This is a genomic window from Flavobacterium fragile (assembly GCF_023634865.1).
Classification (GTDB): domain Bacteria; phylum Bacteroidota; class Bacteroidia; order Flavobacteriales; family Flavobacteriaceae; genus Flavobacterium; species Flavobacterium fragile.
Genome location: NZ_JAMLJN010000006.1, coordinates 131,201 through 157,996, shown reverse-complemented (window position 1 = coordinate 157,996; position 26,796 = coordinate 131,201). Strand labels below are relative to the sequence as shown.

Genomic DNA, 26,796 nt, shown 5'->3' with positions numbered 1-26,796 from the left:
TGCTGAACTTCGTTGCGCGAACGAGCGGGGGAAAATGTAACTTCTAGTTTAGATTCTAATTTTAATAATCGATTGCAATAAAAAAACCTATCCGTTTTTATTTTACAGGTTTATTAAATTTGAGATTAATCCATTAAAAACGAAACGCTTTTTCCATTAATTGTTGTTCACTTCTTGGGATTCCAATTCTGTTTGCTACTTCTTTCCAATTCCTTACCACACTTGTAACTTCATCGATTATGGTGTTCATTTGTGTTTCATTTAATCTGAAATACGCTCCCACACTTTTGGCTAATTCGAAATCCAATTCATTATTATCCATATCGATATTTAATGATAAGCTGTCTTTATCAATGGAAGGGTTTAAATCATACGCTGGAGATAATATCCAACCCTCATCGGTTAATATAAAACCATGATTTCTAAGATGATCGTCGGTATTTGAAATGCTGATATTGAAAACGATTCTCCTCCATAGTTGATGTAGATTTTCCTCAACATTCACGCCATAATTGCTTATAAATTCAGCTATTTCTAGGTAACTTGGATGATTGTCTTTTATTATTTCTTCGTTATTTCCTGTCATGGTCATGGCTGAAGCAAAATGGATTCGTTCTCCATTTTCCCTATCAAAACGTTTGGTAAAAAAAGTATGGTAACGTCCCATGATTTTTTCCATTCTGCATGGTGCCATATTGATTCCTGCTTGAATGGCTAATTCATAAGCTAAATATTCCCAAGCTGCTTTATCTATCGTATCTGACTTAGATGGGAATTTTGCAATCCACAAGCTTTTATCTGTATCTAGGATATTGGCTTTGGGTCTGGCTCCACCTAATGAAGAACCCGGAGCAATCAGTATTGAAAGCCATTTTTTTACCTCATCATTATCTTTATCGTCTTCTATGTTTTCAGCAGCCACTTGAAGCTCTCTAATTGATGACCAAGGTGGTGTTGGAGTTGTTTTATTGTTGTCTAAAAATTCTCCATTTGGATCCGTTTTAAAACGCAATGCTCCCATCCTACTGGCATCATAAACTCCTAAAAGGAAATCGATATCATAAAGCGTTGGCGTTTTTATATTATTTTCTCGAGCCCATTGTGCTGCTCTTCTTTTCATAAGTGTTCTTCCCCAAGTATCAGGCATACTATCTAAAAAAATACCGAAATTATCTTTTTGATTTGGGTATTGTGCACCTGAAAACAAACTGATATCTGGGTCTAGTAAAAACTTTTGTCCTGTTTTAAGCCATGCGGTATCGTATTCAAAACTAAATGCTTTTTTTCCTTTAGCTTGCTGTGCTGACAATATGCCAATTAGTTTCGGTTCTTGCATACCCAACCAATGCGCATACACATAAATAGCTGTTTTACTGAGTGCCATTTCTTATTACTTTAAAAGTTCTAGATCTTGCAATCTTCTACCTAGCTCGTCATCAGCTGCTAACTTTAAAAAATCATCTTGAAGCCCCAATACTCGTAATACATTAAAGTAAGCTCCCATTGCCACACTAGGATTTCCCGACTCTATTAAATACAACGTAGAACGAGAAATCGCAGCACGTTCTGCCACTTGAGTTGTGGTTAACTTGCGTCGTTTTCGGGCAATTTTGATATTTTCTCCCATTTTTTCCAATACTAAATTGTACTTAGGAAAAATAGTTTGCTTTTTAGTATTCATACAAAATGATTGTTATTCTGTACAAAATTACTATTTTTGTTTGAAATAACAATCACTTTTGCAAGTTATTCGTTATTTATTAGCTTTTTGACTTGCAGAAAAGTAAGTACAAAATATAATTAGTAGTTTCCACTCTATGCTATTTATATTTATGACTTCTTTTTTGGAGGTTTTAAGGATGGTGTATGTTTGGTGTGGTTTTCTTATCTTGTTAACGTTGCGATTCTTTTTGGTCCTGGTTTTAGTGCTATAGTTTTTTTTAAATTAATGTTTTACTTAATAAATATTTACGAACGCGAAGGGATTCGCGCACGAGCGGGGGGCCCTTCGACAAAGCTCAGGATGACGTATTGGAAACCAAGAATGCCCGAGCCTTTCGCTACTAATCAATTTATATATTTAAATAAATAGATGTAAACTATACTTAGTAACTTTCAATAATTTCAAACATACTATGTGCCTAAACTAAATAGTATTTAATCATTATAAATTAGTTAAGTAATTTTTGAATTCTATCAAATCGCTTGGGGTACCAGAGAAAACTTTTGTTTTATATTTTTTATCTAATTGCAATGCACATATTTCAAATTTTCTTTTTTTATCAGTAAAAAAAATATCCGTGGAAAATAAACAACTCGAGATTCTCATCAAGTCTATATGGTCAGCTGTATTTTCTTGTTTGTTTTTTACGGCTAGATATGCCTCCATGGAAGATTTAATATCTAATGAAGGAATTCTGTCAAACCCATACTTTTGAAACTCATTAAAAAGTAGTTTGAATTGTTTCTCTTTAAATTTATGCTTGTATGTTAATTGAAATAGCAATTGGTCAATCCAGTTAGGAAATTGATGTTCACCATAATCATCAGGTCGAATGTGAATTTTTTCAAGTTTAATATATTCGCTAAGTCTATTTGAAAAAGTTTCAACTTGAAGTTTTTTTATTGTATTATAAAGGATAGCTTCAGTTTTTTTATCTGCCTTTGAATTTATTACCTTTCTCAACTCGTTTTGAGACGAGGTTTTATACTTTATGCTTTGATCAAATATTTCGTTATTCTTATTTATGTCGGAATAAAATTCATTCATCTTCATATTACTCGCTTCCTTTAAAAAAGTGTTTAAGGTAAATTTATTCTTGCGAATTAAAGAAGAAATAAGTTGTGACGTTAGGAAAGGGTCATTTTGAAAAATATAGTTATCAGATAATTTTCTAAAATATTCATCATGTTCTATAGCATTTTCTAAACTTTTCTTTGCTGTTTCGAGAATATGTTCTACTGATAAGGGACAAAAGATTTTATTATTTACATGACTAACTTCCAATAGATTTTTAATTTCTATCCATAAAACATCTTCACCTGAAATTAAATTACTAACTACAAATTGATCAAGGTATATGCATGTTTTATTCTTTGTGTCTATTTTTTTCATAAAATATCAAACAACTTGACAGTACTTAAGTGGTGTATATTAGTGAAAATTATTTATCTCTTTTAATAGAATTCATTTTAAAAAAGTTCAGTTTTAACTGAGAGAAAAAATAAAAAAAGTATTGCTACAAAATTTACTTATTTGTGTTTTTTTACTGACTGCATTCCATTAAATATTTTTTTACAATTGATTTTAATTTATAAACTGCCTTACTTATATTTATTTAATGTTGCTATATTTTTTCCTTTATAAAAATTGAACAAACTTCTCCTATTTTATTTACCAATTCATTACTAACCATGCTTAATTGATTGGTATGAATGAGTAGTCTTGCTGGTTTTTCAATCGAATCGAAATGAATATTTATAAATTCATTCTTTAATCCTTTTGAATTTACAGCCGACAATTCATGGCTATATACAACACCAAATAGTTCTTCTAGGTTTACATTAAAATCTCTTACATAGTGACCAACGGCAACGATTGTTATTGGAAATTCCCTAAAATAATTAGTTTCGAAAAGTTGTTTTCTTTTAGCTATACTTTGTTCTCTCTTTTCTTTAGCAATCAAATGGCTATACTTTGCACTTTCCTGGTTTAATTCAGAAATAAACATGTGCTCTTGAAAATTTATAATACTGCTTTTTACATTGTTGTTGAAAAGCTTGTCTGCAATTTTTTGATAATTGTACCATGTTTTACTTGTACCGCCATTATTTATTTCATTACCATCGACTTTCTTTTTTCTCAGAAGGGTATGTTTTTGTCCTTTGTATGGGTATAGTGGATTATATTTTTGTTCCGAAGTTTCGGCAAACCAACTTAATACCTCATCTAATTGTTTGCTGTTATCAAAATTATGTTCCCAGTCTTTTACGTTATTTTCTACCTCCATTTCATAATGCCTTGGATTCTTCTCTTTATCTATAGCAGCTTCTTTGCCAATTATCAGAATTTTAGCATTGGGATTTCCTAAACCTAAGAAAAGCTTGTTTTGCTTGCATAGATTTAGTACTTCTTTGAATTGTGAGGTATAATTGATTTTATTCAAGTTTTTTTATTTTAATTATTGCATTTTTGAAACTCACAGTTATTAAATACTATTGTTTGTAACCCCTTTACATTCTACTTAATTAATCTCACCGCTACTAATGTCAAAGAATCTATCGAAATACTTTTTCAATTTTTCCAAAACGGTTTCTTTTTTAATAGTTCTTTCTCTTGTAGGTGAAAACCTTGAAACTGGTGGTAAAATTGAAGCAAAGGCTGTTCCTGCTGCTTGAATTTCACCGTTCTTGAATGAGTTATTGATGAACGTGATGGTTTCTTCTGGTTTTAGATTTTCTTCTGAAATGATTTTTTCTAATTCTGCTTTCTTTTGTTGCTTTACGTATTCATTCCATTCGTCTTCTATATCTGAAGATGGTGTTAATGATGCTACGAACTTTTCAATTAATTCTTTCTTATTACGTAAATCTACACTTGAATCTATGGCTTTATTAATACTTACGATTACTTCTTTATCAGACAAATTACTGTCTTTGTATTTGCGAATTAGCATTAGAATATAATCGATGTTGATTTCAACTGATTTGATTAATTCCATTTCGAAAACAATATCATCGTTTACATTTTCGCTGTCGGCATTGTTATTGTTTCGGAACTCATTATACAATTCAATATACATGCTGTGGTAATCTTGAAACTCTCTTTCTGATAAAATTTCATTACCTTCAAATTCATCAAATGAACGAAGAATGTTAAGCAATTTCAGTATAGCACCATATAAACGAATGAACGCTTTTTTATTTTCTTCTCCAATTATAAGTTGTCCTATTGGGAATTTTTCCAATAACTCATGTACCAAATCGTAATAACCTGGCACCTCTTTTTTGCCATCGTGGTAGCCTCTGTAATATTCTTGGAACGTTTTTAATAATACAATACCGCCTGCTTCTTTGTTGCCAAATAAAGCCAAACAATCATTGGTTGCTTTTTCTAAATTTCTGAAACAAACAATATTTCCGAAAGTCTTTATGGAATTTAGAATACGATTTGTTCTTGAATACGCTTGTAATAATCCGTGCATTCTTAAATTTTTATCTACCCAAAGTGTATTTAAAGTAGTAGCATCAAAACCAGTTAAAAACATATTGACTACAATTAACAAATCGATTTCCCTGTTTTTCATTCTCAAGGAAACATCTTTGTAGTAGTTCTGAAATTTTTCTGGTGATGTATCGTAGTTGGTTTTAAATGTTACGTTATAATCTAAAATCGCTTGATCTAGGAAATCTCTATCGCTTGCATTCAAACCTTCTGTTGATTCTGAGTTTTCATCTTCTACACCATCTTCGTCTTCGTCTCCATTTTGTCCAAAACTAAAAATAGTTGCTACTTTTAATCGGGCTAATTCTGGAATTTCTTTTTGTTGCTTTTTAAATTCTAAATAATACAATTTGGCTGCATCAATTGAAGCTACCGCAAAAATGGAGTTAAAACCACTTAGCCTGATTTTTTCTTTTACTTCTTCAATTTTATTACGGTCTTTTGCAGATGCTACTTCAAATACATTAGATAAAGCTGTCATCATGTATGGCTTACTGTTTCTAAATGTTTTTTGACTGAAATGTTTTATTATATACTCTACGTTATTATGAATACGCTGAGGTGCCATTAATGCTTTTTCGCGGTCAATATCACGTACTTTTTCATCGCTGATATTATCTTTTTCTCGCATGGTGCGGATATAGTCTACACGGAAAGGCAATACGTTTTTATCTGAAATAGCGTCTACAATGGTGTAGGTATGAATTGCGGTTTGATGCTTTTCGTCTGGACAATTGGCTACCTCACCGTGTTTGAAACAACCAAAAGCTTGCACCGTAGTTTTTAAATGTGCTTTACCACCACTATTGGAATTAATTGCAAAAATTGGCGTTCCAGTAAAACCGAATAAAAAGTATTTTTTAAAGGCTTTTGTAATCGATTCGTGCATATCTCCAAATTGGGAACGGTGACACTCATCAAATATAAAGACAACTGGTTTGCTATAAATAGCATGATTCTTTTGCTTTTTAATTAAAATTGACAACTTTTGAATGGTTGTAATAATAATTTTAGCATTAGGATCATCTAACTGTTTTTTTAATACCGCAGTATTTGTATTGCTGTTTGCTGCTCCTTTTTCAAATTTGTCGTATTCCTTCATGGTTTGGTAATCCAAATCCTTTCGGTCTACCACGAAGATTACTTTTTCTATAAAGTCTAATTTACTTGCTAATTGTGCTGTTTTAAATGAGGTTAAGGTTTTTCCACTTCCTGTGGTGTGCCAAATGTAACCTCCAGCATCTATACTGCCGTATTTTTTATAGTTGTAAGACGCATTGATTTTTGTTAATACTCTTTCGGTAGCTACAATTTGGTAAGGTCGCATTACCAAAAGTGATTTGTCTGAAGTAAAAACGCTGTATTTGGTTAAAATGTTCAGTAACGTATGTTTGGCAAAAAACGTTTTTCCAAAATCCATTAGGTCAAGAATTGCTTTGTTATTTGCATCTGACCACCACGAAGTAAATTCGTAACTATGGCTGGTTTTTTTCTTTTTGCTGCCTTCTTTCTCTTTTTCTTTAAGGTGTGAAAAACGAGTTGTATTGCTGTAATATTTGGTTAAGGTTCCGTTTGAAATTACAAATAGTTGCACGTATTCAAACAAACCACTACCTGCCCAAAACGATTCTCGATTGTAGCGATTGATTTGATTAAAGGCTTCTTGTAAATTTACACCACGCTTTTTTAACTCGATATGCACTAATGGCAATCCGTTGACTAAAACCGTAACATCGTATCTATTAGCACGTTTTCCTTCATCGGTTTCGTATTGATTGATTACTTGTAAATTGTTGTTATGAATGTTGTGTTTATCCAGTAATCGAATGTTTCTAATTGTACCGTCTTCGCATTCTAATAATTGAATGTAGTCTTCTTGAATTATGGTTGTTTTTTCTTCGATTCCACTATTTGGATTTGCTATTTTTTGAACAAAAAAATCATTCCATTCGTTATCTGTGAATTGAAAATTATTCAACTTTTCAAGTTGTAAACGCAAATTGTTGACCAAGTCTTTCTCAGAAGTAAAATTTAAAAACTGATACGCTTGTTTTTCCAATAACTGAATGAAAGCTTTTTCCAACTCCGCTTCTGACTGGTAGGTTACTTCCCTTTTGTATTCTGAAGTATATTCAGCTACAACGGTGCTTTCAGGGTTTTCGGATACAATTTGATATTGGTTCATCATTTTTGCTTCGTTAATTTTCTTCATAATAATACGAATAATCAATACCTTTCATATACATTTCACGACTGTTGATTTCGTCTGTTAAGGCATTTTTTATTAGATTTTTAATATCCTCGCTATTGATTACGCTTTTTACCATAGCTTGATGATAATCGTTTTTGGCAATTTTACTCCAATCTACACATTTGTTTAATTGCTTTTTGAGAATTAAATCTAGCCAAATTCTGGTACTTCGTCCGTTGCCTTCCATGAAAGGATGCGCAATATTCATTTCTACATAGGCATTAGCAATTTCATCAAAAGTATTTTTAGGCATTTCTTCAATTTGCTTTAAAGTGGCTGGAAGAAACTGAGCCATAGCAAACTGAAAACCACCTTTTGAGATGTTTTTGTTTCGAATTTGTCCAGCAAAATCATAAAGACCACCAAATAAATACCCATGAATTTGTTGCAATCCTTTAGCGGTTCCTATTTCAATACTCTCTATAAATGAGCTTTCAAATAAAGCATATGCTTTTGATTTACTTTTGCCGTCTATGGTTTCATCGCTGTAAGTGAACCATTCTATAAATCGGTTGGCTTTAGTTCCTGGAAATGTTTTACCTAATGCTATGATGCCTTCGTAATCTAAAACATCAGTATTATATTTTTTACCATCTGCTGCCAAAAGTTTCAGTTGGGTAGTATTACTAACCACCTGATTGTTTTCTTTCTTCAATTTGGCTTTTAGGTATTTCCAATAGTTTCTTGTTTTGTTGTAATCGTCTTGGTTAGTAAGCACGGCAATAATATCTAAGACCGAAAACCGCCACTTACTGTTTTCTTCGTCCCAAATGGCACGTACTTCGCGATCATCAAAAAAACGTATGGAAACTTTGTTCATTTTTGATTTATTGTTTGTTGCTATTGTTTGTTTTATCTTAAACCGTTACTCTATTAAAAGTAAGCAATTTTTTTCTATAATACTCATATTGTGCTCTTCTTGCTTTTATTTCTGCGGGTAAACCTATTTTAATATCGTTGACTAAGGCATCAAACTGATCTAATATTTTTAAAATACGTTCTTGTTCTTCAAGTGATGGGATGGGATACTTGAAATTTTTTACTTTGGAATTTGAAATTGAAGGATAACCAGCACCCTCTTGATTATTTTCAACATAATTAAAAAACGAAATTGACTTTAAAATGTAAAACAAAAACCTTGGAGATACTAGTTCTTGGTTTGGTCTAAGAACACAAAAACCTGTACTGCATATTTGACCATCTAAATCATCAGTAACAACCGCATATCTTTTTAATGTTGGTCTTGTTGTGCCAAAAATAATATCATCCGTTTTCACAATTTGCTGTGCTCTGCTTGGTGCATTTTTAGAAGTAATAATTTGTAATTCTTCTATTTTATTATTTTCTCTGTTTACAGCTGATAAGTCAATATACTTATATTCATTTCCAATATTATCTTTCCATTTAATGTTACTTGTCTTTAGACATACTTCATCTAGAGACTTTAGTTTGACTACATCTTCATTAAAAGAAAGTAATTGATTACGATAATAATCATATTGGCGCGAACGCGCCTCCAGCTCCGCCTCCAGCTCCGCCTCCAGCTCCGCCTCCAGCGCGGTAAATTTATCTAATATTGTTGCTATTTCTTTCTGAATAGCAAGAGGTGGGATGGGGATTTTCAAAGACTTTATTATATCCGCATTCAAATTACTTACTGAACCACTATTTATTTTACTATCCCAATAATCTTGTACAATTTTTGATGTCAAATAATGATATAGAAAATCAGAGTTTAAATAACTTTCATAATTACTAATCGAAGCCCAACCATCATGAATAGCACCTTGAATTCCTAGAATATACGGACGACCATAACTCATAGAATTAGATATAATAAAATCCCCTTTCTTTAAAATCCTTGACTTTTTAGCCCCATCAAGTGTGATTTTTTGAGCAGTATCAATAACATATTTAGAACCTGTTTTGGTGTCTCCAATTTTTATCCAAGGGATTCCATTCTCATCATCTGTTATATATTGTTGAATTGGTCTAGGTGACGCACCACGTTGTACTGAAGCAATTGTGCCTAATTCCTCAAATTTTACCCCAAGAGGACAATGCTGTTTTATTAATTGTTCTATTTTACTCATTGTTTCCTCCTTTTTGTGTTAGCTTTTTTACTTCTTTGTCAAAGTCAGAGACAATTTTTTGTGTTTTATTGAACTGATCGTACTCTTTTTCGGCTTTCGCAATGGCTTGTTTGTGCGATTTTGTTCCTTTTCCTTCTAAAATTTTAAATTCATTAAAATTTAAAAACTTATCTACGCTTTTAGCCAAACCATCCATTGTAAAGGTGTTTTCACGCTCAATTAAATTTTCGATATAGTCAAAATAAGAAGTTACGGTGCGCTCTAATTGCTTAATCTGTTTTTCTTCCAAATAGTTTTTAGCCACCGAAGTGTCTAATTTTAGTATGCGTCCATCGGGTGCGTTCTTCCATGTAGTTAATCCCATGTTTTCTTTTTTTGCATCGGCTTTTTTATAGATAATTTCTGCAGCTGTGTGCCCTGTTATGGCATAATGAAATTTGTTTTGTACCATGGCATAGAAATTTTTGGTAATTTCTGATTGTGGGTCATAATCTATACTGCATTCCGCAAAAATGTCGGTTATTTGTTGGTATACTCGGCGTTCACTTGCACGAATGGAACGAACTTTATCTAGTAACTCGCGAAAATAATCTTTACCAAATGTGGTTTTTCCTTGTTTTAAACGTTCCTCATCAATTACAAAACCTTTAGTGATATATTCTTTTAATGTATTTGTTGCCCAAATACGAAATTGAGTTGCTTTTGCAGAATTTACCCGATAGCCAACAGAAATGATAGCATCAAGATTATAAAAATTAGTATCTTTAGTTTGTGTTTTATCAGCAATTGCGCCATGTATAGTGGTTGTTTCCATTTTGGAAACAACCAGTTGCTCGTTAAGTTCTCCTTCCTCAAAAATATTTTTCAGGTGTTTACTAATTGCTGGAACTTTTACATCAAAAAGCTCAGACATAGCTTTTTGAGTAAGCCAAATGGTTTCATCTTTTACTACCACATTTATTTTTGTATTGAATTGTGGTGTGTTGTATATTAAAAACTGTAATTCTTTGTTCATAGGTTCAGTTTTTATTAATTTTCCAAATCATTCACAATAGCATCGATAGCCGTGCGGAGTTCGTTTTGCTTTTTTACAATTTGAGCAATACGCGTATTGAGTTCTTTGATGTTTGTTTCCTCTTCTGTGTTTTCTTGCTCTATGTAACTGCTTACTGCAATGTTATAATCGTTTTCTGCAATTAATTGGTTAGGTACTAGCATTGCAAAATGGTCGATGTCTTTGCGTTCAATAAAAGCGTTTAAGATTTTTTTGCGTTGGTCGTCAGTTATTTTGTTTTTGTTTCCACCACGCACAAACTCGGCAGAGGCATCAATAAACAATGTAGCATTATCGGCTTTACTTTTCTTCAACACAATGATACATGTAGCAATGGTGGTTCCGAAGAATAAATCGGGTGGTAATTGGATAACCGCATCCACATAATTGTTATCAATTAAATACTTACGAATTTTTTGTTCCGCACCACCACGATATAAAACTCCTGGGAATTCTACAATGGCAGCTGTACCCGAAGTAGCTAACCATGATAACATGTGCATGGTAAACGCTAAATCGGCTTTCGACTTAGGTGCTAGCACTCCAGCAGGTGCAAAACGTGGGTCGTTAATTAATAACGGATTGGCATCACCTTCCCATTTGATAGAATAGGGTGGATTAGATACAATGGCATCGAATGGTTCATCGTCCCAATGCATTGGGTCGGTTAAAGTATCGCCGTGTGTAATGTTGAATTTTTCAAAATTAATGTCGTGCAAAAACATATTGATGCGACACAAGTTGTACGTTGTAATGTTTACTTCTTGTCCGTAAAATCCTTGTCGCACGTTTTCCTTTCCTAACACTTTAGCAAACTTTAACAACAACGAACCCGAACCACAAGCTGGGTCATATACTTTGTTTACTTGCTTTTTTCCTACAACCGTAATTTCTGCTAATAATTCAGAAACTTCTTGCGGTGTGAAAAACTCACCTCCTGATTTTCCTGCGTTACTGGCATACATAGTCATTAGATATTCATAAGCATCTCCAAAAGCATCTATATTGTTGTCTTGGTAATTACCTAGTTTAAGCCCCGCAATTGCATTTAGAATTTTCACTAATTGCTTGTTGCGTTGTTCAACGGTTCCGCCTAGCTTGTTGCTATTTACATCAACGTCATCAAAAAGACCTGCTAAATCAGGTTCGCTATCTGTTCCTTTAGCAGAAGCTTCGATTTCTTTGAAAATATTTCGTAATTCTACGTTTAAATCCGGGTTTCCTTCTGCGTTTTTTTGCACATTTTGAAACAAAGCCGAAGGTAGTATGTAAAACCCTTTTTCTTTTACGGTATCTTCTCTTCCTAGCTCGGCTTCATCATCGGAAATTTTAGCGTAATCGAAGGTTTTGTTTCCAGTTTCCCATTCCGCTTTGTTGATGTGGCTTGTTAAATTTTCAGAAATAAAGCGATAAAATAATATGCCTAGTACATATGATTTAAAATCCCATCCGTCTACACTTCCTCTTAAATCATTCGCTATTTGCCATATGGTTCTGTGCAATTCATCGCGTTCTTGTTCTCTGGTCATTCTAATTTGATATTTGTTTGTTTTTAATTTGAGGTAATTTAACTGCTTGTTTGGTATTTTTCACTGTATTGAAATGCTATGATTTTTTGTTTAACTAGCTTTGTATTAGCATTTATTTTTGGGGTCAAATAAATCTAATTGCTACTTTGTTACTACAAAATTTCAAGAACTCAAACATAGGAAATTTTTCACACCTCCACAACTTGAAAAGCTACCAATTTTAAAAACTGAATATTATTTTTTTCGAAAAGTAACATAAATCTTTAGAATGGTCATACGGAAAACCGTACGGTTTTATGAAATTCTGTACGGTTTTCCTCATTCGAAGAAGATTTTTAGTTTTCTGCTGTAGTTAATTTTAGCAAGATAGTCAATGAATTCGGGAAGTTCAGAAAGGGAAAGTAACCCTGATGTGTTTTCAGGCTCTTGTTGGAACTTAAAATCATAAACATGTTTTTTGTATTTGACTTCACCAAGAGTAAACAGTAATAACAAATAGGCATGGCGTTCAATTTTTTTCTCTTTTAGCTGCATGATATTTTCATTGAAATAGAGTGTGAGAAGTATTTTTTTAGAAGCTATGTTATAATCTTCTAATTTGATAAAAGTATTTTTGATTGTTTCAATCATTATACTTGGAATTTGTGGATTTCCATGATTCAAAGGAGTTATATATACCTGTATTGAAAAGTATTCTAAAATAGGGATTTTTTCTTCCAAAGCTTTCATTTTTGGGAATAGTTTTCTGTAGCCATGAGCTGTAAAAAATACTTTGAGTTTGTTCTCGTTTTGTGGGTGATTTGTGATGAAATGTTCTATTCTTTTTGAAACATAATTTAGGTTTCTCTCGAGATGAAAAAGTACTTCGTCTTTGTTGATTTCTAGTTTGCAAGCGTTGTAAATGGCTTGTTCGTTGTCTTTGAACCAGGTCCAGAAGTTTTGGATGGTTTTTATTTGGCGAGTGTTTAATTCTTTATTCATTTTGTTTCAAGTTTAAGGTTTCAGGTTGTGGTTTTAAGCTGCGCTTAAAAAAGTAAGTCTACTTCGTAGGACACTTCGACAGGCTCAGTGTGACAGGCTCACGGAATGACACAATCATTGTCATGATTGGTGGAAAATTATCTTTTATCCCTGGATTCATTGTTGAAGGTGATTAGGTTGAACATTGACCTCATTCGGGAGCGGAGGCGGTTGCCGTAGAGGGCTTCGATTTCGCTGGCGGAGAGGTTTGTGGTGATGTGGGTGATGGATTGATTTTGTACAAAATCTTCGTAGCGTGAAATTATTATTTCTGCCATTACGTTGAGGTCGTTGCCGTAGTGTTTGATGTTTTGTTCGGCTCCTAAATCGTCGAAACAGTAGCCGGTTAAACGCAATTGTGTTTGTTCTTTTTGGGTGTAATGATGAAGTGATTCGAAGCCATTTTTTGCAAATTCGAATGATATTTCTCTACACGTCTTGATTTTGTAGTCGTGTTTGTGGTAAAAAAATGGTCGAATTAACGCCATAATTGACGTTTTCCCGCATCCAATTGGTCCCGATAATAAAATACCTTTCCGAAGGTCTAAATTGAGCTCTAAAGCCATTTTTTCATCTCGAATAGCATAAATTACCAATTTGAGAATGGTTTGGTGGTCGATGGCTTCAATTTTGAAATAACGACCGTAGATGATTTTGCCCTGGTACTCGATGTAGTTTAAGCACCAATTGAAGTTATAGACTTTGATTCCGTTTTGGATAATGAAAGTGTCTTTGATGGTGTTAAAGTGCTTCTCCATAATTTTTTTGATTGGTTACGTGAAGGTGGTTTGGAACTAGTAAAGATTCTCTCGACTGCGCTCGAGATGACAATGCTGAGTCAGTGATTTGATTTTTGGTAAACTTCTTTGCGTTAAGCATCCAATTTCTTGCCGCTGCTTTCCAATCTTTCATTTTGGTTCTACCACCGACTAACCAGCCGTTGCTTTCGAAATAGTTAAAGAACCGTTGTGCTTCGATTTCGGAAAAGTTTTTTTCGAGGAAGTAGATTTGAGCTTCTTCCAAAGTGGGTTTTGGAGGTCTCGACTGCGCTCGACTTGACAAAGCAGCTTCCTCAATCTTTTTCTTTTTTTCGCGCAACTTTTTTTCTTTTTCTTTTTCAACTTTTAAATCCGATTCTTGAACCTCATCAAAAATTGAATTTGTAAAAATTAATTTTTTTTCATTTTTTAAATTTTCTTGCTTAGCTATGTTTATAATGTTTGTATTGTTTATATTGTTTATATAAGGTACATGTTTAGAGCTTGTTTGATGCTTGTTTAGAGCTTGTTTAGTAACCTGTTCATTAACCTGTTCAATGACTTGGTCATTTTTTGACTTGGTTGCACGCTTTTTTAGTTCTTTTTTTGGCACTGGTTTGGTGTAAAAATCCAAGTTGCAGACTTCCAAAATAGAACCTTTAAATGGGTTGAATGATGGCTTATAAATCACGTATTCTCTTTCGGTTAAATCTTTCATGCATTTGTGGTAGGTTGCTGTTGATGCAATTTTGCTAATGCGCATCAACTCATCACGTGAAATACTAATTGGATTTTGAAAGCGGTTTTGATTCCATAGTTGGAAAATAGCCATGTAGAGGCTTATGTGGGTTGGGTTGAGGTCGTAATCGGCGCTTACTTTTTCGAAGAAGCCGGTTAGGTGTTTTATGTAATTCATGGTTTTAAAGTTTCAAGTTTCAGGTTGTGGTTTTAAGCTGCGCTTAAAAGTTAAAACCTACTTCGTAGGAGATACTTTGGCAAGCGCAGTATGACAACTTTGTTTGTCCGATTTACAGGTGCAAACTTCACAGGTGCCGTTACAGGTGTTTGTGTTTCCTTCCATATTACTTTTCTAGCATTTTTACGATGTCTTCGTAGTTGTAGTAGATGATACCACCTATACGTTTGTATTTTAGTGTTCCGTTGATGCGGAGGTTTTGCAATGTTCCTGGAGAGATTCTTAGGATTTCACGGACTTCGGCTGATTTGAGCCAAGACTTGGGTAAATCGTCCGATGTGTTTGTTTTTGTGGTGGAGTTTTTGATTTCGTTTAGTAGTAGATTTCCAAAGTTTAGTAAATCTCTTTTTGTTACTACCTGGTAGTTTAGTAGTTCGATGTTGTCTGTTTCTGGGAACAGGGCTTTGTGATTGAAGTTCATAATGCTATGTTTTGAAGTTATTTGGTACAAAACAATTGCATTTGAAAAAGAAAAGTTCCCAAGTTGGTACCAACTTGGGAACGATTTTTATACTTTTTGAGTGGAATTCGTTGTTTTTAATTTAAATCATTTTCGATTTTGGTTTCTAACGCAGCTTGCAACTGATTTAAAAATCGGGTTTGACCTGTTTTGCGGTTTTTGATATCGATAAAGCTTCTGGTAATGTTATCTCCTAAATCGATTTGAAATGCTTTTTCAAAAACGTGGGTAATTTCTTTGATATCAGCTTGACCGTTATCAAACACTTTAGATTCGTGTAACGCATAAATGAGTTCGATTAAATCGATTTTTTTGGCTGTCCAGTGTAGATTGGAATGGAATTGATTGTTGGTGATTGCACAGGATTGGTTTAAATTATCGATGCGGTTTTCGATGTGTAAAGCTAATAGTTCATAAGCAATTACTTCCGCTAATAAATAGTCATGTGATGTACAAAGTTTAGCATCTTGATTTATAACCATACAATCGTTAAAGAATAAATCTTTATACTGTTTCCTGGAAAAATACAATTCATCAAAATGAGTGGAGTGGCTTTTAATGTATTTGATGAATTCTCTGTTTTTCCTGTAAAAATGGTTGATTGCATCCAGTTTTTTCTCAAAGTGTTTTATTCTTTTGCTCTTGTCTAATGGAAGAGATGCTACTAAAGAAAGGATTTCTTTATAGAAAATAAGTTTAGCTACAATATTAGGCTTGATTTCCTTGAAGAATTTGATTTCTTCTTGAATGGTTTCGAAGACGTGATGTTTAAGCCAGTCGGTTAATTGTTTTAAAATGTCTTCAATGAAAATAATAATCTTTTTTGCTTTTTCTACTTCATTAGAATTTGAGTTAAGGATTAGAGAAAGTTCGTGTTCAAAATCTACCAAAGAGTTGTTTTTTATAGTTGTTATCATAAAAAAATAGATTTTAGTTTGTCAAATTAAACTAAAATCTATTAAATTAAATGTAAATAAAATCTTATAAATATTACAATATTTATAATATTTTAGTAATTCATTGATTTACTATGAGTTTGTAATTTTGTATTGAATTTAGCTTTTAACACTTGCATATCTTCACTTATTTTCTTGTCTAAAATCTTAGCGTAATGCTGAGTTGTTTTTAGATTGGTATGTCCCAACATTTTACTTACTGTTTCAATAGGAACTCCGTTACTAAGTGTTACTGTCGTTGCAAAGGTGTGTCGGGCAATATGGAATGTTAGTTCTTTGTTGATTCCGCAAACCGTTGCAATTTCTTTTAAATAAGCGTTCATTTTTTGATTAGAAAATATCGGAAGTAATTTATCTTCATTTACACAAACTGGATGATTTGCATATTTATCCAAGATATATTGAGCTGTTGGAAGTAATGGAATTTTGGAATTCGTATCGGTTTTTTGTCGGTTTTTGTTAATCCATTTATCGCCATCGATTCCTAATACGATGTTGTCCTTTGAGAGTTGTTTCACATCTATATATGCTAATCCTGAAAAGCAACTGAAAACAAATATGTCACGAACTAGTTCCAAACGTTCTGAAACGAATTCTTTTTCCATCAAACTTTGAATTTCTTGCTCTGTAAGGAATTCACGAATTACTTCTTTGACTTTTGCTTTGTAATTTGCAAATGGGTCCTTATTTAGCCATCCATTGGCCAAGCAAATATTTATAATCTTGTGGAAGTTTTTAATATACTTTACAGCTGTGTTGTTCGCACACTTTCTTTCTGAACGAAGATAAAATTCATACTCGGTAATAAAAGCATGATCTATTTTCTCAATATCAATATCAGAAACTCTAAATTTCCATTGAAGAAAGTCTTTTGTATGTTTTAAAGATGTTTCGTAACGTTCTAGTGTTCCTGGAGCGTACTCACTTCCAACCAACTCTTTAATTTTTCGGTTGTGTTCTGTGAAGATTGGGATTAGTAAGCGTTCGCGTTCTTTTATACCAAGTAAACGATTTTTAAATTCATCGATGTTTAATGATATACCATCTTTTAATAATTCGAATTGGATTTCGTTTATTCGATTTCGTGTAAAATCAAGTAAGTTATTTATTGAACGAGCTTCTTCTGAATTACCCTTCATTTTGCTTAATTCAGTTGACCATTTCGATGGCTCAATAAATTTTTTAGTACTGTACTCAAATCGTTTTCCGTCGATAGTTAATCGCACATAAATTGGTAATAATCCATTACCATTGGCTTTGGTTGATTTTGCATAGAAATGCAATGTGACTTTTGAATTCATTTTTGGTAACCTTTAAGTTATTAATTAATTTACTTTAAAGTTTGCCACAAATCAAGATGTTTGAAAATTGAAAAGGTTATTGAACAGCTTACCAATAGTGGATTGGTTGAAAATAGCTGCAACTAAAATTTCAATTTAGCGAGACCCAAAAATTAGGTTTTTATTAGGGTCTCGATGGGGTCTCTTGATTTTTGAAAAAGAATGAATATTTTGAAAGGTAGTAAAAACAAAAAACCTCGAAATTCCTAAGATTTTCGAGGTTTTGATAACTTTTGATAAGCTATTCCGCGGAGAAAGAGGGATTCGAACCCCCGGACCTGTTACAGTCAACAGTTTTCAAGACTGCCGCAATCGACCACTCTGCCATTTCTCCAATAAAACGCACTACTTCCGTATTGCGAGTGCAAATATAGAACGAATTTTTATTTCTGCAAGCGTTTTCAAAAGAAAAATTATAAAAAAATTCGTTTTTTTTATTACGCCTTTTTTAATTAATTGAGCATCAAGTAAATTAAAAATCAAACTTTTTTCATTTTTTATTCTATCAAACTAACCTATGACTTGTAATTTGGCAAATCGCAACAATAATTTCTTCAATCCTCCCACATCAAATCGAATTTCGGCTTTTTTATCAGCTCCTACTCCTTCTATGTTTACAATTTGACCTTTACCAAATCGTTCGTGCATCACAATATTCCCTACAGCCAAATTCGTATCAACCGCATTAGCTCCTCCTGATGTAGTGGAAACAGGCTTCAAACGTCTGATGTTAGCAGTTGGACTAGGTTGGTCTTGCGTTAAATATTTGGGCGGCGTACCCGCAGTGGGTTTAGATAATCGCAATTTGGATTTGTCAATATCTCCAAAAACATCCACATCCATTAAGGGCTTATAACGATAACCCGTATCTACCGGATTCAAATATTCTAAATATTGGTCATCAATTTCTTCAATAAAACGGGAAGGTTCGCTGTCAACTAATTTCCCCCAACGATAACGCGATTGCGCATACGTCAAATATGCTTGATGTTCGGCACGAGTTAAAGCCACATAAAACAAACGGCGTTCTTCTTCTAATTCGCTTCGAGTGTTCAAACTCATCGCACTTGGAAATAAATCTTCTTCTAATCCTACAATAAACACATGTGGAAACTCTAATCCCTTTGCCAAGTGAATGGTCATCAGCGCTACTCTATCGTCATCGCCTGTATCTTTGTCTAAATCGGTAGCTAGAGCAACATCTTCAAGAAATTCGGCTAACGAACCTCTTGCTCCGTCCACCTCTTTTTGTCCTTCGGTGAAGTCTTTAATACCGTTTAATAATTCTTCTATGTTTTCAATGCGAGCAATGCCTTCAGGGGTTCCGTCTTTTTTTAATTCTTGAACCAATCCGGTTTTTTTGGTCACATGATCCGTCAGATAAAATGCATCCTGATTTTCATTGATAACCTGAAAACTCTTAATCATGGTTACAAAATCATTCAATTTTGCTTTGGTTCCCGAATTCAGTTTTAAATCAATCTTATCGATGTGTTCCATCACTTCAAAAATAGAACGCTTGTAATGATTCGCCGCAACGGTTAACTTTTCTACAGTAGAATCTCCAATACCTCGCGCCGGATAATTGATAACACGTACCAAGGCTTCTTCATCTTTAGGATTAATTACCAAACGCAAATACGCCAAAACATCCTTAATTTCCTTGCGTTGGTAAAAGGATAAACCTCCGTAAATTCGGTATGGAATATCGCGTTTGCGCAACGCATCTTCCATAGCACGAGATTGCGCATTTGTTCGATACAAAATAGCAAACTGCCCATTATGCATTTGATGTTGCATCTTTTGTTCGAAAATAGTAGACGCCACAAAACGTCCTTCTTCTCCATCGGTTAAACTGCGGTGAACTTTAATCTTTGGTCCGTGGTCATTGGCAGTCCAAACGACTTTGTCTAATTTGGTTTTATTCTTATCGATTACGTTATTCGCCGCTTCTACAATATTTTTTGATGAACGATAATTTTGCTCCAAACGATACATTTGTACATTGTCGTAGTCTTTTTGGAAGTTCAAAATGTTGTTGATATTCGCACCACGGAAAGCATAAATACTCTGCGCATCATCACCTACCACACATATATTTTGAAATCGATCAGATAAGGCACGAACAATCAAATACTGCGAATGGTTCGTATCTTGATACTCATCTACCAAAATATATCTAAATCGATCTTGATATTTCGCTAAAACATCTGGAAAACGATTCAATAATTCGTTGGTTTTCAATAGCAAATCATCAAAATCCATTGCACCCGATTTAAAACAACGCTCTACATATTGCTGATAAATTTCACCCATACGCGGTTTTTTGCTCATGGCATCGGCTTCTTGTAACTCGGGATTATTGAAATAGGCTTTTACGGTGATTAAGGAGTTTTTGTAAGATGATATACGCCCTAAAATTTGCTTGGGTTTATAAATATCTTTGTCCAACTGCATTTCTTTGATAATAGCCCCAATCAATCGAACAGAATCCTGCGTATCATAAATTGTGAAATTGGATGGATAACCTAATTTATCCGCTTCAATACGAAGAATTTTAGCAAAAACCGAGTGAAAGGTTCCCATCCATAGGTTTTTAGCTTCATTGTTTCCCACGATATCCGCGATACGCTTTTTCATTTCGCGCGCTGCCTTGTTAGTAAATGTTAAGGCCAAAATATTAAACGCATCTACTCCTTGACTCATCAAGTTGGCAATACGAACGGTTAGCACTCGGGTTTTTCCAGAACCGGCACCTGCAATTACAATCATGGGGCCATCTTTCTGTAAAACCGGAAGTTGTTGGGCTTCATTTAATTGGCTAATATAACGCTGCATTTCATTCATAGTGTCCTTACCTTTTATCTAATCTACAAAAATACACTTTGATTGGTGTTTATACAAGTTTTTAAATGAAATAGGTAAAAGGTTTTAGGTAAAAGGTTTTGGGTTTTTGATTTTTTTAATCTTAATTTGTAATCTAATTAAATCAATTAAAAATGGCAATAGAAGATAAATTATTAGAAATCGCAGCGTATACATTACCGGCTTTTATAACGGGAGGTGTTGCATTTGTAATGATGCAAAAATTCTACAACAGTGAAGAGAGCAAACGCAAGTATGAATTGCTAAGAGAAAATCAAAAACAAGCTTTACCTATTCGTTTGCAAGCGTATGAGCGTATCGTGCTATTTTTAGAGCGAATTAATCCTACCCAATTGTTAATGCGAGTGGCACCTATTAGCAAAAGTAAAGACGATTACGCTACCTTATTGTCGCATCACATTCAAACCGAATTTGAACACAACTTAACGCAACAAATTTACTTAACCTCAGAAACTTGGGATATCGTATTAAAAGCCAAAAATAGTACGGTTCAAATGATTCGAAAAAACGCCATTAGAGAAGACATAGCCGATGCAGATAAATTAAGAGAAGCCATCATGCTAGAGCTAACCGAAACCGAAGCCCCAAGCAGCGTGGCCATCAGCTTTATAAAAGAAGAATTAAAAAGAGTATTTTAATACAAATCCCGAGTTGAAGCTCGGGATTTTTTCTATTTCTCATTTAGATATTTCAGGTACAATTCTTTCATATTGGCATCTGAGGTGGTAGCCATTTGTTCCACTTGAGTGCGATACTCCTGATTTTTTAGCAAGCTTCTAACGTTATCTCTTCCAAACTTAGTAAACTGCCATTTGTGATGCACCGTTGTTTTAAACAATAATTCAATTACTTTTTCATCATTCGGATTTAATTGTAATAACAATTCTAAAGCATTCTGACGCACCGAACTTTCATACTTTTCAGAGGCAAAATCAAGTAATTGTTGGTAGGAATTTGCTTTAATTTCTTCAGACAAAGAGTCCGTATTAATCGCTAAAGCCAACCAAGTTAAACGGAAACTTTTATCGTTATTGCCTTCGATATTTTTAGTTTGTTCCAAATAACGCAAACGATTCTCTGGAAAACTTTCACACAAATGCATCAAAGCTATTTCTTTAGTGAAATAGGAATTATCTTCTAATAAAGTTTCGTATTGCGATTGAAAAGCCTTAGGAATAACTGGAGTTGATTCGGCCACGGCTCTTCTAACCATAATATCATTAGTAGCTAATGCCGTTTCTAAAATGACTTTTCGCTCTTCAAAAGGAAGATTTCGGGTTTGATAGACGATGTATTGCTTAATAGGATAATAGGCGTTCGATTTTAGAATTTCTGTCAATTCTACCAATGATTTTTTACTTTTCTTCAAAGCAAAATACTCTTGAATGAATTTGTTTTTAGACAAATAGTTTTGAGCGATTTCCATATCAAATCCAGCTTTTTCTAACCAAACTTTCTTGAAATTTTCCACATCATAACCGGAAATCTCTTTCACGATTTTTAAGAAATCATCGGTGTTTACATTTTTGTATTGGTGTTTCTTTAAATACTTTTTAACCGCTTTTTGGAAATTCTTTGCTCCAATATCTTCACGCATTACATGCAATGCCCAAGCTCCTTTCTTGTAAAACGATAACGAACTCGCTTTTTCATCCATCACGGGAATCAGATCGGTTTTAGAAGCACGTTTTAATTGTTCGGCATAATCGTTTAATTCTTCGTAAAAATAATCATCGCCAAACAAATGACGCTCTGCTAATAACGCATAATACGTAGCAAAACCTTCCTGCAACCAATGGTGTTTTCCTGATTGTGCCGTAATCAAATCGCCAAACCATTGATGCGCTAATTCATGGGCGTTAACATTCACATAATTTCTATCGTTAAACCCTATTTCATCTAGCACAAAATCTTGAGAAAAAATCGTAGAAGTCGTATTCTCCATTCCCGCATACAAAAAATCACGAACGGGAACTTGGCGGTAAATGCCCCAAGGGTACTTCACTCCTATTTCTTGCTCCAAGTAATCAAACATTTCTTTAGAATAGCGATAGGTAGGTTCAAATTTCGAAACATCGTTTTTATCCAAGTAAAATTCTAATGGCGTTCCAGATTTTGTTGTTATATTTTGTTTTTCAAAATTCCCGATGGCTAGCATTACTAAGTAAGAAGACATAGGTTTTTGCATTTTGAAATTCCAAATCACATTTGAATTAGAAAGTGGTGGATAGATTCCATTTGACTCGTGAATTCCATTAGAAATAGCAGTTAAATTAGGATGAAATGAAATATTTAGATTAAATATCACTTTCTCATTTACATCATCAAAACTTGGCAACCAGTGACTCGTATAACGCCCTTGTCCTTGTGTCCAAATTTGAAGATTTTCTCCTTCTCCTGTAAAATAAAGCGTTTGTTTTGGTTTTGCGGAATAACTGAAAGTCAGTTTGTTTTTCCCATTTTTAAAACCTTCAAATAAATCTAATGTTTTTCCTGAATTTTTGAAATTTACAGATTTTCCATTGATTGCGACTTCAGAAAATTCCATATTGATAGCATCAATTTTAATAGTATCAATAGCTCTTTTTACTTTAAATTCATAAATAACTTTTCCTGAAATTGTTTTTTGAGATTCATTTGGTGATATGTATGCATCACATTTGATAAAATCAACTTTATCTGTTTGTTGGGCAAAGGAAAAACTTACCAATAATAAAGAAAAAAGAATTCGAAACATCTTGATGGATTTTAATAAAACACGAATATAAACATTTTCAATTTCTGTCTTTTTTAAATTAACAAATTATAAACTATCTTCGCTTTTGAATCCACACATAAGTCCAGACAAGTCGCGACTTGTCACTTCGATAAATAATAATAAATGAATCTACTAGAAACTCCCATAGAATATCTCAAAGGCGTTGGTCCGCAGCGTGGCGATTTATTGCGCAAGGAGTTGGGCATTCATAAATATGCGGATTTACTGAATTTATTTCCCAATCGCTATATCGATAGAACGCGTTATTATAAAATTAACGAACTACAAAACAGCAATTCCGAAGTTCAAATCGTTGGAAAAATTATCAATATCAAAACGGTTGAACAAGGCAAAGGAAAATCGAGATTGGTTGCGACATTTATAGATGAAACGGGACAAATGGAATTGGTTTGGTTTCAAGGTCAAAAATGGATTCGCGAAAGCCTAAAAATCAATGTTCCGTATGTAATTTTTGGAAAAGTTTCTCAATTTGGAGCCACTTACAATATGGCGCATCCCGAAATGGAATTATTGGAAGAGCACAAAGCCAGCCTTCGTTCGGCCATGCAACCGGTTTATCCAAGTACGGAAAAATTAGCCAATAAAGGCATTTCGAACAAAGTCATCAATAAGATGATGCAACAATTGTTTGTGGAAACCCAAGCTTTGTTTTCGGAAAACTTACCCAATTATCTTTTAGACGAATTAAAGTTAATTCCAAAAAATGCGGCTTTATTCAATATCCATTTTCCAAAAAGTCAAGATTTATTAGCAAAAGCGCAATTTCGCTTGAAATTTGAAGAATTATTTTTCATTCAATTGCAATTGATTACGAAGAATCTCATTCGCAAACACAAAATCAAAGGAATGCCGTTTGAAAAAGTGGGAGAAAACTTCAATAATTTTTATAAAAATCATTTGCCCTTTGATTTAACCAATGCCCAAAAACGCGTTTTAAAAGAAATCCGTAACGATTTAGGTAGTAATGCTCAGATGAACCGTTTACTTCAGGGCGATGTAGGTTCTGGAAAGACGATTGTAGCTTTAATGTGCATGCTTATGGCTAAAGATAATGGCTTTCAAAGTTGCTTAATGGCACCAACCGAAATATTAGCCAATCAACATTTTAACGGAATTACTGAATTGGCAAAAGAACTAAATATCAACATAAAACTATTAACCGGTTCTACGAAAACAGCTGATCGAAAAATCATCCACGAAGAACTTGAAAATGGTAAGTTGGATATTTTAATTGGAACACATGCCTTACTAGAAGATAAAGTACAATTTCATAATTTAGGTTTAGCAATTATAGATGAACAACACAGATTTGGAGTAGAGCAAAGAAGTAAACTTTGGAAGAAAAATGCTATTCCTCCTCATGTTTTAGTCATGACCGCTACTCCTATTCCGCGAACGTTAGCTATGAGTTTATATGGTGATTTGGACATTTCGGTGATTGATGAATTGCCACCTGGCAGAAAACCTATACAAACCGTACATCGTTACGATTCAAACCGATTGAAAGTTTGGAAATTCTTGAAAGATGAAATTGCTAAAGGCCGTCAAGTTTATATTGTATATCCGTTAATTCAAGAATCAGAAAAGATGGATTATAAGGATTTAATGGACGGTTATGAAAGTATTTCAAGAGATTTTCCTTTACCACAATATTCCATTTCCATCGTTCATGGAAAGATGAAACCCGCCGACAAAGATGAAGAAATGCGTCGCTTTGCAGATGGAAAAACCAATATTATGGTTGCCACTACTGTGATTGAAGTTGGTGTGAATGTACCTAATGCTTCCGTAATGGTCATTGAAAGTGCGGAACGTTTTGGTTTATCGCAATTGCATCAACTACGCGGTCGTGTGGGTCGTGGCGCTGAACAAAGTTATTGCATCTTAATGACGAGTCATAAACTCAGCAACGAGAGTAAAATCCGAATGGAGACAATGGTTCGTACCAATGATGGTTTCGAAATTTCGGAAGTCGATTTGAAATTACGTGGTCCTGGTGATATAATGGGCAAACAACAAAGTGGTGTTTTAAATCTTCAAATTGCGGATTTGGTCAAAGACAAAGAAATTTTACAGTTGGCGCGTTATCATGCTATCAAATTACTAAAAGACGATGCTCCAATGGAAAAACCAGAGCATGCCAAACTACGAGAAGCTTTTATCGAATTAAGCAAGAAAAAAACCATTTGGAACTACATCAGCTAAATTTCATTTTAAGCAATGAAACTTTAAAAAAATATCACAAAAAACAATTTTAGAAACTTGTTTTATAACTTTTTTAGAAAAATTTCAATTTTTTGTAATATTTGTAGCTACAACTATGTTAAATAAATGGTAAGTTTTTGGCATACTCATCCTGTAAAACTTACTTTTGTGTAAATTCTAAAGTTTAGTTCCCTTACTATGAAAATAAAAACGATAAGCATTACGCTAATTACCTTAACTCTTGTAGGACTTATTGGATATCGCATCACAAAAAACAGTGAAGAATCACAAAAAGGTGGTGGAAAAAGTGACAAAAAACCTCCAATGATGGTGGATGCCATAGTAGTTTCAGAAACTAGTTTTGCTAACAACATTTCGCTCTCTGGATCAATAGAAGCCAATGAAAATGTAGAAATTAGAAGCGAAGTTTCTGGAATTGTTGAGAAAATTTATTTCACAGAAGGAACGAACGTAAGCAAAGGTCAGGTTTTAGTGAAAGTGAACGATATCGAACTTCGTGCCCAACTTTCACAAGCCCAAACCCGCCAGAGTTTAGCTGCTGAAAATGAAAGAAGAGCCAAATTATTACTTCAAAAAGAAGCTATCAGTCAAGAAGAATACGATATTGCTAGTGCTGAATACAGAAGTCTCAAAGCACAGACGCAGTTGATTCAAGCTCAAATTGCTAAAACAACTATTAGAGCACCATTTTCAGGTAAAATTGGTTTACGTAACATTTCTCCAGGGACGTATGTTACCCCAACCACCCTAATCACGAAATTAGTAAGTGCGAATCAAGTAAAAATTAGTTTTTCCATTCCTGAAAAATATGCTTCAGAAGTGGAGAATAATACCTCTATCCAATTCACAATTCCAAATAATCCGGAAAAATTCTCAGCTAAAATTTATGCCATCGAGCCTGAAATTGAAACCACTACTCGTACTTTAAAAATCAGAGCCATCGCTGAAAATCCGAACGGAAAATTATTAGCGGGAACGTTTGCAACTGTTGAGCTTCCATTGAAAAATATCAAAGGAGCAATTGAAATTCCGTCAGAGGCTGTAGTTCCTATTCAAGATGGAAAAGTAGTTTACCTTGCCAATAATGGAAAAGCAAAAGAAGTAAAAATTGAAACTATCGCTAGAACCGATAAAAATGTTATCATTACACAAGGCGTAAAATCTGGAGATACAATTTTAACTTCTGGTGTTATGGCTTTAAAAGATGAAGCTGACATCAAAGTAAAAGTAAAATAAACTTTTCT

Annotated in this window: 20 protein-coding genes and 1 tRNA gene; 3 read left to right on the top strand and 18 right to left on the bottom strand. The window is 33.7% G+C overall.

Annotation, left to right across the window (positions count from 1 at the left end; genetic code table 11):
* Nucleotides 1-133: 133 nt before the first annotated feature.
* The 17 genes from NAT47_RS08810 to NAT47_RS08730 all read right to left on the bottom strand — a co-directional run bounded on the left by NAT47_RS08810 (nucleotide 134) and on the right by NAT47_RS08730 (nucleotide 20,499).
* Complete coding sequence (locus NAT47_RS08810; protein ID WP_250582028.1) at nucleotides 134-1,384, bottom strand: type II toxin-antitoxin system HipA family toxin; 1,251 nt, start codon at nucleotides 1,382-1,384, stop codon at nucleotides 134-136.
* 6 nt (nucleotides 1,385-1,390) lie between these two features.
* Nucleotides 1,391-1,627: a helix-turn-helix transcriptional regulator gene (locus NAT47_RS08805; RefSeq protein WP_250582027.1), complete on the bottom strand. Its 237-nt coding sequence runs from the start codon at nucleotides 1,625-1,627 to the stop codon at nucleotides 1,391-1,393.
* 537 nt (nucleotides 1,628-2,164) lie between these two features.
* The gene (locus NAT47_RS08800; RefSeq protein WP_250582026.1) at nucleotides 2,165-3,115 is read right to left on the bottom strand and encodes a hypothetical protein; all 951 of its coding nucleotides are present in this window, start codon (nucleotides 3,113-3,115) and stop codon (nucleotides 2,165-2,167) included.
* A 232-nt stretch (nucleotides 3,116-3,347) separates the two neighbouring features.
* Complete coding sequence (locus NAT47_RS08795; protein ID WP_250582025.1) at nucleotides 3,348-4,166, bottom strand: hypothetical protein; 819 nt, start codon at nucleotides 4,164-4,166, stop codon at nucleotides 3,348-3,350.
* A gap of 78 nt (nucleotides 4,167-4,244) precedes the next feature.
* Complete coding sequence (locus NAT47_RS08790; RefSeq protein WP_250582024.1) at nucleotides 4,245-7,436, bottom strand: type I restriction endonuclease subunit R; 3,192 nt, start codon at nucleotides 7,434-7,436, stop codon at nucleotides 4,245-4,247.
* Nucleotides 7,423-8,295, bottom strand: a complete 873-nt coding sequence (fic, locus tag NAT47_RS08785; RefSeq protein ID WP_250582023.1) for a protein adenylyltransferase Fic — start codon at nucleotides 8,293-8,295, stop codon at nucleotides 7,423-7,425. The genes NAT47_RS08790 and fic overlap by 14 nt, the downstream gene beginning before the upstream one ends.
* Before the next feature lie 37 nt (nucleotides 8,296-8,332).
* Nucleotides 8,333-9,568 carry a restriction endonuclease subunit S gene (locus NAT47_RS08780; RefSeq protein WP_250582022.1) on the bottom strand — a complete coding sequence of 412 codons (1,236 nt, stop codon included), beginning with the start codon at nucleotides 9,566-9,568 and terminating at the stop codon, nucleotides 8,333-8,335.
* Nucleotides 9,561-10,583 carry a virulence RhuM family protein gene (locus tag NAT47_RS08775; protein ID WP_250582021.1) on the bottom strand — a complete coding sequence of 341 codons (1,023 nt, stop codon included), beginning with the start codon at nucleotides 10,581-10,583 and terminating at the stop codon, nucleotides 9,561-9,563. The genes NAT47_RS08780 and NAT47_RS08775 overlap by 8 nt, the downstream gene beginning before the upstream one ends.
* Nucleotides 10,584-10,597: 14 nt before the next feature.
* Nucleotides 10,598-12,151 (bottom strand): type I restriction-modification system subunit M, encoded by a 1,554-nt coding sequence (locus NAT47_RS08770; RefSeq protein WP_250582020.1) that lies wholly within the window; start codon nucleotides 12,149-12,151, stop codon nucleotides 10,598-10,600.
* A gap of 318 nt (nucleotides 12,152-12,469) precedes the next feature.
* Nucleotides 12,470-13,132, bottom strand: a complete 663-nt coding sequence (locus NAT47_RS08765; RefSeq protein WP_250582019.1) for a hypothetical protein — start codon at nucleotides 13,130-13,132, stop codon at nucleotides 12,470-12,472.
* A gap of 137 nt (nucleotides 13,133-13,269) precedes the next feature.
* Nucleotides 13,270-13,929 carry an ATPase gene (locus NAT47_RS08760; RefSeq protein WP_250582018.1) on the bottom strand — a complete coding sequence of 220 codons (660 nt, stop codon included), beginning with the start codon at nucleotides 13,927-13,929 and terminating at the stop codon, nucleotides 13,270-13,272.
* Nucleotides 13,913-14,845: a transcriptional regulator gene (locus NAT47_RS08755; RefSeq protein ID WP_250582017.1), complete on the bottom strand. Its 933-nt coding sequence runs from the start codon at nucleotides 14,843-14,845 to the stop codon at nucleotides 13,913-13,915. Before NAT47_RS08755 ends, NAT47_RS08760 begins: the two co-directional genes overlap by 17 nt.
* Before the next feature lie 166 nt (nucleotides 14,846-15,011).
* Entirely contained in the window at nucleotides 15,012-15,326 is a 315-nt protein-coding gene (locus NAT47_RS08750) for a helix-turn-helix domain-containing protein (protein ID WP_250582016.1), read from the bottom strand.
* Between the two features lie 116 nt (nucleotides 15,327-15,442).
* A complete protein-coding gene (locus NAT47_RS08745) occupies nucleotides 15,443-16,282 on the bottom strand; it encodes an RteC domain-containing protein (RefSeq protein ID WP_250582015.1) in 840 nt (279 codons plus the stop codon).
* A gap of 92 nt (nucleotides 16,283-16,374) precedes the next feature.
* Entirely contained in the window at nucleotides 16,375-17,622 is a 1,248-nt protein-coding gene (locus NAT47_RS08740) for a site-specific integrase (protein ID WP_250582014.1), read from the bottom strand.
* Nucleotides 17,623-17,910: 288 nt separating this feature from the next.
* A tRNA-Ser gene (locus NAT47_RS08735) sits at nucleotides 17,911-17,995 on the bottom strand.
* A 176-nt stretch (nucleotides 17,996-18,171) separates the two neighbouring features.
* On the bottom strand, nucleotides 18,172-20,499 hold the full coding sequence (locus NAT47_RS08730; protein ID WP_250582095.1) for an ATP-dependent helicase: 2,328 nt from the start codon (nucleotides 20,497-20,499) through the stop codon (nucleotides 18,172-18,174).
* 161 nt (nucleotides 20,500-20,660) lie between these two features.
* Between NAT47_RS08730 and NAT47_RS08725 the strand changes: the two genes are divergently transcribed.
* Nucleotides 20,661-21,185, top strand: coding sequence for a DUF7935 family protein (locus tag NAT47_RS08725; RefSeq protein WP_250582013.1), 525 nt, complete (start codon nucleotides 20,661-20,663; stop codon nucleotides 21,183-21,185).
* A 32-nt stretch (nucleotides 21,186-21,217) separates the two neighbouring features.
* Here the strand turns inward: NAT47_RS08725 and NAT47_RS08720 are convergent, their stop codons facing one another.
* The gene (locus NAT47_RS08720) at nucleotides 21,218-23,284 is read right to left on the bottom strand and encodes a M1 family metallopeptidase (RefSeq protein WP_250582012.1); all 2,067 of its coding nucleotides are present in this window, start codon (nucleotides 23,282-23,284) and stop codon (nucleotides 21,218-21,220) included.
* 144 nt (nucleotides 23,285-23,428) lie between these two features.
* Between NAT47_RS08720 and recG the strand changes: the two genes are divergently transcribed.
* Together recG and NAT47_RS08710 are read left to right on the top strand one after the other, a co-directional pair.
* On the top strand, nucleotides 23,429-25,531 hold the full coding sequence (gene recG, locus NAT47_RS08715; RefSeq protein ID WP_250582011.1) for an ATP-dependent DNA helicase RecG: 2,103 nt from the start codon (nucleotides 23,429-23,431) through the stop codon (nucleotides 25,529-25,531).
* Nucleotides 25,532-25,729: 198 nt separating this feature from the next.
* The gene (locus NAT47_RS08710; RefSeq protein WP_250582010.1) at nucleotides 25,730-26,788 is read left to right on the top strand and encodes an efflux RND transporter periplasmic adaptor subunit; all 1,059 of its coding nucleotides are present in this window, start codon (nucleotides 25,730-25,732) and stop codon (nucleotides 26,786-26,788) included.
* The last annotated feature ends 8 nt before the right edge of the window (nucleotides 26,789-26,796 follow it).

Coding starts and splice junctions, on each gene's coding strand:
- NAT47_RS08740 (WP_250582014.1), bottom strand. CDS start 17,622: ATGAATTCAAAAGTCACATTGCATTTCTATGCAAAATCAACCAAAGCC.
- fic (WP_250582023.1), bottom strand. CDS start 8,295: ATGAACAAAGTTTCCATACGTTTTTTTGATGATCGCGAAGTACGTGCC.
- NAT47_RS08725 (WP_250582013.1), top strand. CDS start 20,661: ATGGCAATAGAAGATAAATTATTAGAAATCGCAGCGTATACATTACCG.
- NAT47_RS08780 (WP_250582022.1), bottom strand. CDS start 9,568: ATGAGTAAAATAGAACAATTAATAAAACAGCATTGTCCTCTTGGGGTA.
- NAT47_RS08750 (WP_250582016.1), bottom strand. CDS start 15,326: ATGAACTTCAATCACAAAGCCCTGTTCCCAGAAACAGACAACATCGAA.
- NAT47_RS08800 (WP_250582026.1), bottom strand. CDS start 3,115: ATGAAAAAAATAGACACAAAGAATAAAACATGCATATACCTTGATCAA.
- NAT47_RS08790 (WP_250582024.1), bottom strand. CDS start 7,436: ATGAAGAAAATTAACGAAGCAAAAATGATGAACCAATATCAAATTGTA.
- NAT47_RS08810 (WP_250582028.1), bottom strand. CDS start 1,384: ATGGCACTCAGTAAAACAGCTATTTATGTGTATGCGCATTGGTTGGGT.
- NAT47_RS08775 (WP_250582021.1), bottom strand. CDS start 10,583: ATGAACAAAGAATTACAGTTTTTAATATACAACACACCACAATTCAAT.
- NAT47_RS08805 (WP_250582027.1), bottom strand. CDS start 1,627: ATGGGAGAAAATATCAAAATTGCCCGAAAACGACGCAAGTTAACCACA.
- NAT47_RS08720 (WP_250582012.1), bottom strand. CDS start 23,284: ATGTTTCGAATTCTTTTTTCTTTATTATTGGTAAGTTTTTCCTTTGCC.
- NAT47_RS08710 (WP_250582010.1), top strand. CDS start 25,730: ATGAAAATAAAAACGATAAGCATTACGCTAATTACCTTAACTCTTGTA.
- recG (WP_250582011.1), top strand. CDS start 23,429: ATGAATCTACTAGAAACTCCCATAGAATATCTCAAAGGCGTTGGTCCG.
- NAT47_RS08745 (WP_250582015.1), bottom strand. CDS start 16,282: ATGATAACAACTATAAAAAACAACTCTTTGGTAGATTTTGAACACGAA.
- NAT47_RS08755 (WP_250582017.1), bottom strand. CDS start 14,845: ATGAATTACATAAAACACCTAACCGGCTTCTTCGAAAAAGTAAGCGCC.
- NAT47_RS08760 (WP_250582018.1), bottom strand. CDS start 13,929: ATGGAGAAGCACTTTAACACCATCAAAGACACTTTCATTATCCAAAAC.
- NAT47_RS08765 (WP_250582019.1), bottom strand. CDS start 13,132: ATGAATAAAGAATTAAACACTCGCCAAATAAAAACCATCCAAAACTTC.
- NAT47_RS08770 (WP_250582020.1), bottom strand. CDS start 12,151: ATGACCAGAGAACAAGAACGCGATGAATTGCACAGAACCATATGGCAA.
- NAT47_RS08730 (WP_250582095.1), bottom strand. CDS start 20,499: ATGCAGCGTTATATTAGCCAATTAAATGAAGCCCAACAACTTCCGGTT.